Genomic DNA, 14,092 nt, shown 5'->3' on the forward strand with positions numbered 1-14,092 from the left:
CCCATGGGAATGAAGAATTCATCGGGAACACGCAGGATGACGGTGGCCCAGGCCGTCGTGGAATACCTTTCGAAGCAGTACACCGTGGACACGGTCGGGGGAGTGGACTACCGCGAACGGCTGATCCCGGGCACCTTCGGGATCTTCGGCCACGGCAACGTTGCCGGTGTGGGCCAGGCGTTGAAGCAGTACCAGCAGCTGGATCCGGCCATCATGCCCTACTACCAGGGCCGCAATGAGCAGGCGCAGTCGCACCAGGCCGTGGGCTACGCCCGGCACACCCGCCGCCGGCAGACCTTCGCGATCAGCACCTCGATCGGTCCCGGCTCCTCCAACCTGCTGACCGGTGCGGCACTGGCCACCACCAACCGGCTGCCGGTCCTGCTGCTGCCGAGTGACACGTTCGCCACCCGCGCCGCGGACCCGGTGCTGCAGCAGCTCGAGCAGCCCTACGCCTACGACATCACGGTCAATGACGCGTTCCGGCCGCTGTCCAAGTTCTTCGACCGGGTTAACCGGCCGGAGCAGCTGTTCTCCGCGTTCCACCACGGCCTGCGCGTCCTGACCGACCCGGCCGAAACCGGCGCGGTGACCATCTCGCTGCCCCAGGATGTCCAGGCCGAGGCCTTTGACGTCCCGGAGGAGTTCCTGACCGAACGTGAATGGCGGATCCGCCGCCCGGACGCCGACGACGACGATATCGCCCGCGCAGCCGCTGCCATCCGCGCGGCCAAGCGCCCGCTGATCATCGCCGGCGGCGGTGTCCTCTACGCCTTCGCGAACGAGGAACTCGCCGCGTTTGCCGAACTGACCGGGATCCCGGTGGGCAACACGCAGGCCGGCGTCGGCGTCCTGCCCTGGGACCACCGGTTCAGCCTCGGCGCGATCGGGTCCACGGGCACGACGGCGGCGAACGCCATCGCCGCGGAGGCTGACCTGATCATCGGGATCGGCACCCGCTACGAGGACTTCACCACCGCCTCCCGGACAGCGTTCCAGAACCCGGACGTGAAGTTCATCAACATCAACGTCGCCGCCATCGATGCGTACAAGCACGGCACCTCGCTGCCGATCGTGGCCGACGCCCGCAAGGCCCTGGTCAAGCTCAACGCAGCCCTCGGCGGATACCGCGTGGGCGCTGACCTGGAGCAGCAGGTCGCGGCGGAGAAGAAGCGCTGGGACTCCACCGTGGACGAAGCGTTCGACACCCGGTACACCCCGCTGCCGGCGCAGAACGAAATCATCGGCGCCACCTCCCGCGCCATGGACGCGGCCGACGTTGTGATCTGCGCCGCGGGCTCCCTGCCGGGGGACCTGCACAAGATGTGGCGGGTCCGGGACCCGTTCGGCTACCACGTGGAATATGCCTACTCCTGCATGGGCTATGAAATCCCGGGCGGTCTCGGCGTCAAGCGCGCGGCACTGGCCGAGGCGGCAGCGGGCGGAACCCAGCGCGACGTCGTCGTGATGGTGGGGGACGGCTCCTACCTGATGATGCACACCGAACTGGTCACCGCCGTCGCCGAACGCATCAAACTGATCGTGGTCCTGATCCAGAACCACGGCTACGCCTCCATCGGCTCGCTCTCGGAGATGCTCGGTTCCCAAAGGTTCGGCACCCAGTACCGGGCCCTGAATGAGGAACAGCACAGCTTCGACGAAGGCGAGACCCTTCCGGTGGACCTGGCCTTGAACGCCGAGAGCCTGGGCGTGAAGGTCATCCGGATCGAGCCCGGGGAGAAGGTCATCGCCGAACTAGAACAGGCCATCCGCGACGCCAAGGCAGCCCCGGAGCGCGGCGGCCCCATCCTGATCCACGTCGAATCGGACCCGCTGCTGGACGCCCCGAGCTCCGAATCATGGTGGGATGTTCCCGTCTCCCAGGTCTCCGAACTTGAGTCCACCAAGCAGGCCTTCCAGACCTACGTTGAACACAAGAACCGCCAGCGTAAACTGCTCGGCTGAAGCCCTCCAACCGACACGTCGTTCCGCCTACTCAAGGAAGAGTCCCCATGACTGCCACCAGCACTGAGACCACCACCATCAACCACTTCATCAACGGCGCCGAAACCGTCGGCGAGGGCACCCGCACCCAGCCCGTCTACAACCCGGCCACCGGCAAGGTCAGCGGTGAGCTGCGCCTGGCCAACCGGGCCGACCTGGACGCCACGGTCGCCGCTGCCCGCAAGGCTGCGGACTCCTGGGGTGACATCTCCCTGGCCAAGCGCACCGCCGTCCTGTTCAAGTTCCGCGAACTGGTCGCAGCCCACGTGGATGACCTCGCGGCCCTGATCACGGCCGAGCACGGCAAGGTCCTTTCCGATGCGAAGGGCGAGATCGGCCGTGGCCTGGAAGTCATCGAATACGCCTGCGGCATCCCGTCCCTGGTCAAGGGAGACTACTCGGACCAGGTCTCCACCGGCATCGACGTCTTCTCCTTCCGCGAGCCGCTCGGTGTGGTCGCCGGCATCACGCCGTTCAACTTCCCCGTGATGGTGCCGCTGTGGATGGCACCGATGGCGATCGCCACCGGCAACGCCTTCATCCTCAAGCCTTCCGAACGCGACCCCTCCGCCTCCATGCTGCTGGCCAAGCTGTGGAAGCAGGCCGGCCTCCCGGACGGCGTCTTCCAGGTCCTGCACGGCGACAAGGAAACCGTCGAGGCCCTGCTGACGCACCCGGACGTGGACGGCATCTCCTTCGTCGGTTCCACCCCGATCGCCCAGTACGTCCACGAGACCGCCACCAAGCACGGCAAGCGCGTCCAGGCCCTGGGCGGGGCGAAGAACCACGCCATCGTGATGCCCGACGCCGACCTGGACAACGCAGCTGACCACCTCGCCGCCGCCGCGTTCGGCTCCGCCGGGGAACGCTGCATGGCCATTTCCGTCGCCGTTGCCGTGGGGGACGCAGCGGACCTGATCGTGAAGAAGGTCGAAGAGCGCGCCTTGGCCGTGAAGGTCAATAACGGCACCGCTCCCGACGCCGAAATGGGCCCGGTCATCACGCCCGCCTCCAAGGAACGCATCGTCCGGATCGTCACCGAAGCCGAAGCCGCGGGAGCGGCGATGGTGGTGGACGGCCGCGGCCTGGTGGTCCCGGGCCACGAGGAAGGCTTCTGGGTGGGCCCCACCGTCCTGGACCACGTCAAGACCGGAATGACCGCCTACACCGAGGAAATCTTCGGTCCCGTCCTTGTCGTTGTCCGCGTCGACACCCTCGAAGACGGCATCACGCTGATCAACGCCAACCCCTACGGCAACGGCACGGCGATCTTCACCTCCTCCGGCGCCGCAGCCCGCAAGTTCCAGCGCTCCGTCACCGTCGGCATGATCGGCATCAACGTGCCCCTGCCCGTCCCGGTGGCCTACCACTCCTTCGGCGGCTGGAAGGCCTCCCTGTTCGGCGACAAGCACATCTACGGCCCCGAAGGCGTCTCCTTCTACACCCGCGGCAAAGTCATCACCTCCCGCTGGCCCGAAACCCACCACGCCTCCGACGCCTCCTACAACTTCCCCTCACACGCAGATGACAGCCACACGGTGCGCCACGACGGAATCGCCGAAGGGCTGCCGGACCAACTGCCGTCCGGCGAAGATGCAGTTCCCGGCCGCGCTGACGATGACTCCGAAGGCCGCGGACGCCGCGACTGACGCGCTTCCCACGGACGCTCCCGGCCTGACCCGACAAGAGAAAGACAACGCTGTCATGACTGAGAACAAACTGATCATCGGCACCGCGCCGGATTCCTGGGGCGTCTGGTTTGCGGATGACCCCCAGCAGACGCCATGGGAACGGTTCCTCGACGAGGTAGCCGAGTCCGGCTACAAGTGGATCGAGCTGGGACCCTACGGGTACCTCCCCACCGATCCTTCCCGCCTGGCCGAGGAGCTGAAGCAGCGTGACCTCAAGATCAGCGCCGGCACAGTGTTCACGGCATTCCACCGCGGCCTGGACCAGTGGGAAACCGCTTGGGAACCGGCCCGCAAAGTCGCCGAGCTCACCGCTGCCATGGGCGGCGAACACATGGTGGTGATCCCGGCCATGTGGCGCGACGACGTCACCGGCGAAGCCGTCGAGAGCGGCGAACTCTCCGGGGAGGCTTGGGCCGACCTGTTCGCAGGCCACAACCGCCTCGGCAAGACCCTGCTGGAGGACTTCGGCCTGAAGCAGCAGTTCCACTCCCACGCAGATTCCCACGTGGGCGCCCAGGCGGACATCGAGACGCTGTTGGCCGCAACGGACCCGCAGTACCTGAACCTGTGCCTGGACACGGGCCACGCCGAGTACTGCGGAGCTTCCAGCCTGGAACTGATCAAGAACTACCCGGACCGGATCGGCTACCTGCACCTGAAGCAGATCAACCCGGAGATCCTCAGACGAGTCAACGAGGAAAACATGACCTGGGCAGCGGCAAATCTGGCCGGCGTCATGACCGAGCCGCCGAACGGCCTGCCGGACCTGCGCGCCGTCATCGAAGCAGTTGAAGCACTGAACCGGCCGATCTTCGGCATCGTGGAGCAGGACATGTACCCGGTGGCCTTCGATGTCCCCATGCCGATCGCTAAGCGAACCCGCAACTACCTGCTCTCCTGCGGTTCCCGAACCACCGTCAACTGACGGACACCCACCCGATGCCCAAGCCTCACCTCAAAGGACACCACAATGACTGAAACCCTCCGCGTCGCTGTCATCGGCGCCGGCCGCATGGGCGCAGACCACATCCAGCGACTCACCAAGCGGATCAACGGAGCTGAAGTTGCCGCCGTCGTCGACGTCGATCTGGCCAGGGCCCAGGCGGCCGTCGAAGGAATCCCGGGTGCGGTAGCCCTTGCCGACGCCGAGGAGGCCCTCAACAACGGGGACGTCAACGCCGTCCTCATCGCCACCCCCGGCTTCCTGCACGAGGACATCCTGCTCAAGGCGATCGCCAAGGACATACCCATCCTCTGCGAAAAGCCGCTCACACCTGACGCCGAGTCCTCCTGGAAGATTGTCCAGGCGGAGGAGAAGCTGGGCCATAAGCGGATCCAGGTGGGGTTCATGCGCCGCTTCGACGTCGAATACGCCGCCCTCGGCCAGATCATCCGCAATAACGAACTGGGCGAACTGCTGATGCTGCACCACCAGCACCGCAACCCCACCACTCCGCCAGGGTTCACCAACGAAATGCTGATCAACGACTCCGTGGTCCATGAATTCGATGCGATCCGCTTCTTCACCGGCGAGGAAATCACCAGCGTCCAGGTGCGGCTCGGCAAGGCCACAAAAAGCGCCCCCGCCGGGCAGCACGACCCCCAGCATGTCCTGCTCGAAACCGAGTCGGGCGTCCTGGCCGACGTCGAAATCTTTGTCAATGCCAAGTTCGGCTACGAAGTTGCCACCCAGGCGTCCTTCGAGGAGGGCATCGTCAGCATCGGCGGGGACAAAGGCCCCTACACACGCAGTGCCGGCCACTGGGGCGGCAACGTCACGCCCGGTTTCGAGGAGCGCTTCGGTGCCGCGTACGACGTCGAAATCCAGTCATGGGTGGACGCCGCCCTTCGCGGAGAAATCGGCGGTCCCACCGCCTGGGACGGTTATGCCACCGCTGCCTGCTGCGAAGCCGGCGTTGAGGCGCAGAAGAACGGCGAAAAGGTTGCCGTGAAGCTGAACCCCAAGCCCGCCCTGTACAGCTAGGGCATGCCCGCCGAAGTCCTTACGACCCCTGAACCACAATGGAGTGTCCTTCGTGAAAATCGCACTTGACCCCACCCCGTTCCACCACTCGCACAGCCTGCTGGAACTCCCGCGGGTGGTAGCCGAGCTGGGCTACAAGTACATGCAGATGACCCCGCATGCCGACTTGATCCCGTTCTACAACCACCCCAAAGCCGACGACGAACTGGTGGGACAGCTCAATAAGGCCTGCAAGGATGCGGGCATCGAAATCGCCTCCGTCCTGCCGGTGCTCCGCTGGTCCGGTCCCGACGAGGACGCCCGCGAGGCCGCGGTCCGTTACTGGAAGCGTGCCATCCAGATCACGGTGGACCTCGGCGTCAGCACCATGAACACCGAGTTCTCCGGCCGGCCGGAGAAAGCCGAGGAGTCGGAGCGGGCCTTCTACCGCTCCATGGAAGAACTGCTTCCCATCATCGAGCGGGAGGGGATCGATCTCCTGATCGACCCGCACCCGGACGACTTCGTTGAGGAAGGCCTTGCCGCCATCCGGGTTATCCGCGGGCTGAACTCCAAAAACGTCGGCCTGGTCTACGTCGCCTCGCACAGCTTCCACATGAAGAACGCACCGCTGGACATCATGCGGGCGGCGGGGGACAAGCTCCGCCTCGTCCACGTGGCCGACACCATGGACCATCACGCCTCGCACGGGCTGCGCTACATCACCAACCCGCCCGGCAACCCGGTCCGGGTGCACCAGCACCTCAAGATCGGCGACGGCGACGTCAACTGGGATGAATTCTTCGGCGGCCTGCAGGAGATCGGCTTCCTGGACCGGGATAACTCCGTGATGGTCTCCAGCGTTTTCGCTGAGGACGATAACGCCGAGGAAGTTTCCCGCCACCAGCTGGAGACAATGAAGCAGTACGTCCGGAAAGTCAGCGTATGACGGGGTCGTCCGCGCAAACCACCACAGATCCGGACACAGTCCGAACGGCGATCCCCGGGACCGTCAAACCGGCCAACCCGAAGAAGTTCATGCGGAAGGTGGCGCTGTTCTCCACCTTTGGCGGCCTGCTGTTCGGCTACGACACCGGTGTCATCAACGGTGCCCTGCCCTTCATACAACGGGACCTGGGGCTGACGCCGCTCACCGAAGGGCTGGTAACCTCAACGCTGCTCTTCGGTGCGGCATTCGGAGCCATCAGTGCCGGGAGGCTTTCGGACCGCTTCGGCCGGCGCAAGACCATCATGGCGCTCGCCCTGGTCTTCGCCGTGGCCACCATCGCCTGCACCATCGCGCCCAGCATAGAACTGCTCATCGCGGCCCGGACCCTGCTGGGCCTGGCTGTTGGCGGCGCTTCCGTCATTGTCCCGGTGTACCTGGCGGAGATGTCGCCGGCCGCCCAGCGCGGCCGGATCGTCACGCAGAACGAACTCATGATTGTCACCGGCCAGTTCCTGGCCTTTACGTTCAACGCTGTGCTGGGCAACCTCTTCCCGGGAACAGACCACGTCTGGCGCTGGATGCTGGTCATCGCCACCCTGCCCGCCGTCATCCTTTGGTTCGGAATGCTCGTCCTGCCGGAGAGCCCACGCTGGCTCGCCTCGGCCGGACGCTTCGGAGCAGTCCTGGAAGTCCTGCGAAGCACCCGCGCAGCCGGCGATGTCTCAGCCGAGTTCGACGAGGTCCGGCAAGCAGCCCGCGAGGACTACCAGGCCAGGATGGGCACGTTCAAGGACCTCACTGTTCCGTGGATCCGAAGAATCTTCGTGGTGGGCCTCGGCATGGCCATCATCAACCAGATCAGCGGCGTTAACGCCATCATGTACTACGGGACGTCCATCCTGTCTTCGTCCGGTTTCGGCGACCAGGGCGCCCTGATTGCCAACGTCCTCAACGGCATAACGTCGGTGGCAGCCGTCGTCATCGGCATGTATCTGATGACGAGGGTGCCCCGCAAACCCATGCTGATTGTGGGACTGTGCGGCACGGCGTCGTCCCTGACTGCCATCGCTGTCATCTCCATGGCACTGCCGCAGAGCACACTGCGCGGCTACCTGGTGCTCCTGTTTATGGTGACGTTCCTGGCTTCCATGCAGGGCTGCATCGGCACGGTCACGTGGCTGACCATGTCCGAGATCTTCCCCATGCACGTCCGCGGTATCGCTATGGGCATCTGCGTCTTCGTCCTGTGGATGATCAACTTCCTGATCGGCTTCTTCTTCCCGCAGATGGTCTCGTGGATCGGTGTCTCGGCGACGTTCTTCATTTTTGTGGCACTGCAGCTGGGTGCCATCGTCTGGGTCAAGCGCGTCGTCCCGGAAACCAAGGACAAGTCCCTGGAGGAGCTGGAGCACCTGTTCAAGCAGGGCTCCGGCGTATCCGCCTAAGTCATCGCAGAAGCGCCCGACGCCGGCCGGCGTCGGGCGCTTCTGCGTTCCCCTTTTGGGGAACTTATCAGAGTGCGATCACCGCATTTTCCACCGCACTGCGGCGGGCCGCATCCAGCACCAGCGTCCGGATTCCGTCCGCGGCCGGCACCGGTCCGGGGCCCGCACCACGGACTGCGCGGGCGAAACCGGTATAGAAGCCGGCGTAGTTTCCCTGCGCCGAGGCAATAATCCCGGCGGCCGTCCTTGCCGCCTGAGCATTCGGGGCGAAAGGCTTGTCGGCCACCACATGCACGCCTGCTTCGATGGCTTCCATCAATTTCTGTTCGTCCTCGGTTGGGGGAGTGCTCCGCAGACACAAGAGCAGGGGCGCCGCGAAAGCGACGCCCCTGCTTTCAGCCCGCGGGCCCTGAGTTGTCAGGCCGTCGGGTTCAGCGACGCAGAGAGGGCCGCATCAGCGTCACGCAGCACCTCGGCTGCAACTTGCAGCCCTTCGATCCGGCCCAGGGAGGTGTCCTCGTGCTCGATGTTGACGAGCATCTCCGGGTCTACTTCGTGCAGCGCGCGGAGGAACTCGGTCCAGAACGCGGTGTCGTGTCCGCGGCCAAGTGCCACGAAGTCCCAGGCGGAGTTCTTGGGCCATTCGTTGGCCCACTCGTCGCCACCAAGGTTGGTCCGGTTTTCCTCCGGCGAGAGCCGCCGGAAGCTGTTGTCGAGCACGCCGTAGAGGGCAGCATTCTCGGTGTTGACGCGGACGTCCTTTGCGGCCGCCTGGAAGACGAGCGGTCCGAGTTCGCGGACCACAGCTACCGGATCCATCTGCTGCCAGAACAGGTGCGAGGCGTCCAACTCAACACCCACATGGGTGGCGCCGGTGAGTTCGATGAGTTTGTAGACGTCAGCGGTATTGAAGACGATGTTTTGCGGATGCAGTTCCAGGGCCACCTTGACGCCGTGGTCTGCAGCGAGCCGGTCGGTTTCCTTCCAGAAATCGGCTGCGACGCCCCACTGGTAATCGAGGACGTCAAGTGCCGCGGAGTTCCACGCGTTGACGATCCAGTTCGTCACTGTTGCCCCCGGTTCACCACCTGGCAGGCCGGACATGGTGACCACCCGGTTCTGGCCCAGACGCGCAGCGAGCCGGATGGAGCGGCGGATGTCCTCAGCATGCTTCTCGCCGATTTCGCGCTTGGGATGCAGCGGGTTGCCGTTGCAGTTCAGGCCTGCGATGGCCACGCCGGTGCCCTCGAAGATCCCGAGGTAGTCATCGCGGGCGGTGTCGCTTTCCAGGATCTGGTCCATCGTGGGAACGTGCACGGCGGGAAGAAATCCGCCCGTGTTGATCTCGATGCCCGTCAGGCCCAGGTCTGCGATGACCTTCAGTGCCTCGGGGAGTGGCCTGTCATGCAGGATTGCGTTGTAGACGCCGAGCTTCACAGGGTGACCTTCTTTCCGTTGTTGAGCGCGGATTCCGTCACGGCACCGAGCAGTTCCATGTTGCGCACGCCCTCGTCGAACGTGGCGCAGCGGGGCAGGGACTCTGCTTCGCTGAGACCGGCAACCTCTTCGAGGAAGGCCCGGGCCTGGTAGCCGAAGGCGTCGTTCTGTCCGAAGCCGACCTCGGGGGCGTCCATGGCCAGGCCGCCAGCAATATAGGGGTGTCCCGGGCCGAGGATGACCTGGCGGTAGCCGTTCTCGTGGCCGGAGCCGTCGTTGAGGAACAGCTGGATTTCGGCCGGGCGGCGCTGGTCAAACTTGGCGGCACCGTTCTCGCAGAACACCTCAAACTGGAGGCTGTTGGCGTGGCCAGCCGCAACGCGGGAGACTTCGAAGCTGCCGGCGCCGGTGCCGAACTCTGCGTTGAATGCTGCGTAGTCGTCGTTCTCGACGGCTTCGAAAGTGTCGCTGACCGCTGCGTGGTCGTGGCCCATCACAGCCGCGAGCGGCAGGGGCCGCTTGTTGATCACGGTGCTGAGGCTGCCGCCGGTGATCGACTTGATGTCGCCGCAGAGGAATTCGGAGACGTACGTCAGGTGGCTTCCGACGTCGGCCAGCGCGCCCGACCCTGGGCCGCCTTTATAACGCCAGCTCATGGGAGCCGAGGGGCTGAAGCCGTAATCGGTCCAGTAGCGGCCGCTGAAGTGCAGGACGTTGCCCAACACTCCGTTCTGGATGAGGTCCCGGATATAGGCGATGCCGGGCGTCCGCCGGAACGTGAAGCCGATGCGGGCGATGCTGGAGGCGCTGCGGGCCGCTTCCGCCATCGCGCGGGCGTCCTCAAGGGAGTCGCTCAGCGGCTTCTCGCACAACACGTGCTTTCCCGCGGCGAGCAGGCCTTCCACTACCTCGCGGTGAAGGGAATTCGCGATGACGACGCTGACAACGTCGATGTCATCCGCTTCTGCAATTGCCTGCCACGAGGTGTCATTGCGTTCGTAGCCAAACCGCCGGGCCGCGAGGGACCCAAACTCTGCGTTGACATCTCCGATCGATACGAGGCGCACCGGCGGAAGCACCGGGCTGTAAAGGGAAGACGCTGTGCGGTAGGCCGCCGCATGCGCCTTGCCGGCCATTCCTGCGCCGATAACGGCGACCCCTAGGCTCTCAGCCATTGATTTCTCCTTCGAAATTCAGCCTGGGTGCCGAACACCCCTTATGGCTTTTTAGAGCGCTACAATTTAGCACTGGACTCAAAGCTTATTCATGTGAGTATGTCCTGTCAATGTCTCCGGACGTCGAATGCAGATGAGAAAAAGGGTCAGGATATGACAGCTACAAGCCCCGGCACAGGCCGTCCCACCATCTACGATGTCGCCAAGCGCGCCGGCGTCTCGCCATCGCTGGTGTCCCTGGTCCTCCGGTCGCCCGCCCGGGTCAGTGACAAGCGGCGGGAAGCGGTGCGGGTGGCGATGTCGGACCTGGGCTACCGTCCCAGCCGGGCGGCAACAACGCTTGCGAGCAGCCGGACCAAGAGCATCGGCCTGGTGATCGACGACTACCGCAACCTGTGGTTCGTTGACCTGTTGCGGAGTATGCAGGCAGCCCTGTCCAGCCACGGCTATCACGTGACTGTTGCCGATTCGCAACCAGGGGAAAACCGCATCCACGAAGCAATCGACGGGCTGCTTGCCATGCATGTGGACGGCTTGGTGATTGCAGCCGAACCCGGCGGGTCCATGCCAAACAGGAGCTGGGTGCCAACGGTGGTAGCCGGCTGGCGTAACGGGGTGCCGGAGGGTGCGGATCTGATCACGGGCGACGACGACGGCGGCGGCCGCGCCGCGGTGGAGCACCTTCTCATGCTCGGGCATAGGAGAATAGGCCACCTGTCCGGAACGGGAGGCGCCGCGGAACATCGGCGGAAGGGCTTTCAGGGCAGCATCGTGGAGGCAGGTCTGGAGGTGCGCATCGCCGGCGAGGCGGGCGGGACTTCAGAGGAGGATGGCTATGCCGCTGCATGCCGGATGCTGGAGCAGTATCCCGACACGACGGCGATCTTCGCCGCCAATGACACGATGGCCGTGGGTGCCTTCGCCGCACTCAAAGCGCGGGGCCTTCGCGTGCCGGGTGACATCTCCGTGATCGGATACGACAACTCCCCACTGGCGAAATCGCGGTACCTGGACATCACCTCCGTCGACAACCGCAGCGACCTTGTCGGGAGTGACGTCGCAAGCAGGCTCCTGGCCAGGCTTGAGGACCCCGCCCTCAAGGCCCGGCGCACGCTGATCGAACCCGTCCTGGTGGTCCGCTCTACGACCGCCCCTGCGGCGCCCTGAGAATGGGCAGCTTGCTTATCTGAAGTAAAAACATCCTAATGTCAGGACAAAGTCTTGACATCTGTGAGCCGAGTCACCATGATCTGTGTAGGGGGCTTTGAGCTTCTGCAGAGTGGCAGGGCCGCAACCCCAATCAAAGGAGATAAATCGTGAAGAACATTTCTTGGCGGAAGGCGGCACTCGTGTCGGCCGTCGTTCCGATGCTGGCCCTCAGCGCCTGTTCCACCACGGGCGGCAGGCCGGTGGACAGCGGCAACGCCGCCGGCGGCGGCCAGGTGGCAACGACCGATCGGATGAAGATCGCATTGATCGCCCACGCCCCCGCCGGTGACACTTTCTGGGACACCGTCCGCAAGGGCGCCGAGGAGGCGGCCGCAAAGGACAACGTCGAGCTGTTGTACACGTCGGATCCGGAGGCTGGCCGGCAGGCACAGCTGATCGAGCAGGCCGTGGATCAGAAGGTGGACGGTATCGCCGTGACTCTGGCCACGCCTGACGCGCTGAAGGATGCGCTGAAGAAGGCCTCTGATGCCGGCATTCCGATCGTCAGCTTCAACGCCGGGGAAGCGGCCTCTGCGCAGGTGGGAGCGTTTACCCACTTCGGTTCAAACGAGCAGCTCGCCGGACAGGCGGTGGGATCAAAGCTGGCAGCGGGTGGTTTCAAGCACCCGGTCTGCGTGATCCAGGCGCAGGGCCACGTGGGCCTGGAAGCCCGCTGTGCCGGCGTGAAGGCCAAGGTGCCGGGGACAGAAATTCTGTACGTGAACGGAGCGGACATGACGTCCGTCGAATCGACGGCCACCGCGAAGCTCCAGGCATCCAAAGACGCCGACGTCATCATTGGGCTGGGCGCTCCCATCACCCTGACGCTCCTCAAGTCCGTGTCCACCGCCGGAAGCCCGGCCAAAGTTGCCAGCTTCGATCTGAACAAGGAACTGGCCCAGAAAGTCTCCGACGGCAGCGTGCTGTTCACGGTGGACCAGCAGCCGTGGCTGCAGGGCTACGAATCGGTCGATGCGCTGTGGCAGAACAAGCGCGGCGGATTCAGGCTCGGTGGCGGACAGTCGGTCCTGACCGGACCGGCAATCATCGACCAGTCAAACGCGGCGGATGTCCTGAAGTTCGCCGAGCAGGGTATCCGCTAACAGCCCGCTGGCCGGGCCGGCCACGGCCGGCCCGGCAGCAAGGAGAGTCATCATGACCATCACCCAGACAAAGACAAGCACCAAGACAGCGGCGTCCGATGAGCGCGTCGCCAAGCGCAGCCCGTTCCAGAAGCTCCTCGGCCGGCCCGAGGTCGGTGCCCTCGTGGGCGCCATCGTCCTCTTCATCTTTTTCGCGTTGGTTTCCTCAACGTTTACCCAGCCCAACGCCCTGGCGACAATTCTGTATGGCAGTTCCACGATCGGGATCATGGCGGTGGGGGTGTCCCTGCTGATGATCGGCGGGGAGTTCGATCTGTCTACCGGCGTCGCCGTGATCTCCTCTGCCCTGACGGCATCGATGTTCAGCTGGTACTTCAGCACCAACGTCTGGGTCGGTGTCGGATTGGCCCTGGTGGTCTCCCTGGCCATCGGCTTCATCAACGGCTGGATCCTGATGAAGACCAAACTGCCCAGCTTCATCGTCACCCTGGCTACGTTCCTGATGCTGACCGGCCTGAACCTGGGCCTGACCCGTTTGGTCGGCGGATCCGTGTCCTCCCCGTCCATCTCGAACATGGACGGCTTCGCTTCCGCCCGCGCAGTGTTCGCCTCCTCAGTCACCATCGGTGGCATCGACGTCAAAATCACGGTGTTCATCTGGATCGCCCTCGTTGCAGTGGCCACCTGGGTGCTGATGCGGACCCGGGTGGGGAACTGGATCTTCGCCGTGGGCGGGGACGAAAACGCCGCCCGCGCCGTCGGTGTCCCGGTCAAGGCCACCAAGATCGGCCTGTTCATGGCGGTTGGTTTCTGCGGCTGGGTGCTGGGCATGCACAACCTTTTCGCGTTTGACACCGTGCAGTCCGGTGAAGGCGTGGGCAACGAGTTCCTCTACATCATCGCCGCGGTGATTGGCGGGTGCCTCCTCACCGGCGGCTACGGTTCGGCCATCGGCGGCGCGATCGGTGCGTTCATCTTCGGCATGGCCAACAAGGGCATCGTCTACGCCCAGTGGAACCCGGACTGGTTCAAGTTCTTCCTGGGCCTGATGCTGCTGCTGGCCACCATCGTCAACCTCATCGTCAAACGCCGCGCGGAACTCAAGTAAGGGGCCCG

General features: G+C 64.6%; 11 protein-coding genes and 1 pseudogene. 9 read left to right on the plus strand and 3 right to left on the minus strand.

Annotated features, from left to right (window positions below):
* The first annotated feature begins 36 nt into the window (after window positions 1–36).
* The 6 genes and pseudogenes from iolD (at window position 37) to ABIA70_RS06135 (ending at window position 8,052) form a co-directional block, all read left to right on the plus strand.
* The gene (gene iolD, locus ABIA70_RS06110) at window positions 37–1,965 is read left to right on the plus strand and encodes a 3D-(3,5/4)-trihydroxycyclohexane-1,2-dione acylhydrolase (decyclizing) (protein ID WP_354147320.1); all 1,929 of its coding nucleotides are present in this window, start codon (window positions 37–39) and stop codon (window positions 1,963–1,965) included.
* Window positions 1,966–2,012: 47 nt separating this feature from the next.
* Window positions 2,013–3,524, plus strand: a pseudogene (locus ABIA70_RS06115) (CoA-acylating methylmalonate-semialdehyde dehydrogenase); the annotation flags it as partial.
* A gap of 184 nt (window positions 3,525–3,708) precedes the next feature.
* Entirely contained in the window at window positions 3,709–4,620 is a 912-nt protein-coding gene (locus tag ABIA70_RS06120; RefSeq protein WP_354146705.1) for a sugar phosphate isomerase/epimerase family protein, read from the plus strand.
* Between the two features lie 45 nt (window positions 4,621–4,665).
* Window positions 4,666–5,679: a Gfo/Idh/MocA family protein gene (locus tag ABIA70_RS06125; RefSeq protein ID WP_354146706.1), complete on the plus strand. Its 1,014-nt coding sequence runs from the start codon at window positions 4,666–4,668 to the stop codon at window positions 5,677–5,679.
* A 52-nt stretch (window positions 5,680–5,731) separates the two neighbouring features.
* Window positions 5,732–6,607, plus strand: coding sequence for a sugar phosphate isomerase/epimerase family protein (locus ABIA70_RS06130; protein ID WP_354146707.1), 876 nt, complete (start codon window positions 5,732–5,734; stop codon window positions 6,605–6,607).
* Entirely contained in the window at window positions 6,604–8,052 is a 1,449-nt protein-coding gene (locus ABIA70_RS06135) for a sugar porter family MFS transporter (RefSeq protein WP_502917177.1), read from the plus strand. The genes ABIA70_RS06130 and ABIA70_RS06135 overlap by 4 nt, the downstream gene beginning before the upstream one ends.
* 67 nt (window positions 8,053–8,119) lie before the next feature.
* Here ABIA70_RS06135 and ABIA70_RS06140 read toward each other — a convergent pair whose 3' ends face one another.
* The 3 genes from ABIA70_RS06140 to ABIA70_RS06150 form a co-directional block, all read right to left on the minus strand.
* Entirely contained in the window at window positions 8,120–8,368 is a 249-nt protein-coding gene (locus ABIA70_RS06140) for a hypothetical protein (RefSeq protein WP_354146708.1), read from the minus strand.
* Window positions 8,369–8,469: 101 nt separating this feature from the next.
* Window positions 8,470–9,489 (minus strand): sugar phosphate isomerase/epimerase family protein, encoded by a 1,020-nt coding sequence (locus ABIA70_RS06145; protein ID WP_354146709.1) that lies wholly within the window; start codon window positions 9,487–9,489, stop codon window positions 8,470–8,472.
* A complete protein-coding gene (locus ABIA70_RS06150) occupies window positions 9,486–10,664 on the minus strand; it encodes a Gfo/Idh/MocA family protein (RefSeq protein ID WP_354146710.1) in 1,179 nt (392 codons plus the stop codon). Before ABIA70_RS06150 ends, ABIA70_RS06145 begins: the two co-directional genes overlap by 4 nt.
* A gap of 153 nt (window positions 10,665–10,817) precedes the next feature.
* On the opposite strand from ABIA70_RS06150, the gene ABIA70_RS06155 reads away from it, so the two are divergent.
* The 3 genes from ABIA70_RS06155 (at window position 10,818) to ABIA70_RS06165 (ending at window position 14,084) form a co-directional block, all read left to right on the plus strand.
* Entirely contained in the window at window positions 10,818–11,831 is a 1,014-nt protein-coding gene (locus ABIA70_RS06155; RefSeq protein WP_354146711.1) for a LacI family DNA-binding transcriptional regulator, read from the plus strand.
* Window positions 11,832–11,980: 149 nt separating this feature from the next.
* A complete protein-coding gene (locus ABIA70_RS06160; protein WP_354146712.1) occupies window positions 11,981–12,976 on the plus strand; it encodes a substrate-binding domain-containing protein in 996 nt (331 codons plus the stop codon).
* A 52-nt stretch (window positions 12,977–13,028) separates the two neighbouring features.
* The gene (locus ABIA70_RS06165; RefSeq protein WP_354146713.1) at window positions 13,029–14,084 is read left to right on the plus strand and encodes an ABC transporter permease; all 1,056 of its coding nucleotides are present in this window, start codon (window positions 13,029–13,031) and stop codon (window positions 14,082–14,084) included.
* Window positions 14,085–14,092 lie beyond the last annotated feature (8 nt).

The organism is Arthrobacter sp. 754 (assembly GCF_040548695.1).
Classification (GTDB): Bacteria; Actinomycetota; Actinomycetes; order Actinomycetales; family Micrococcaceae; genus Arthrobacter.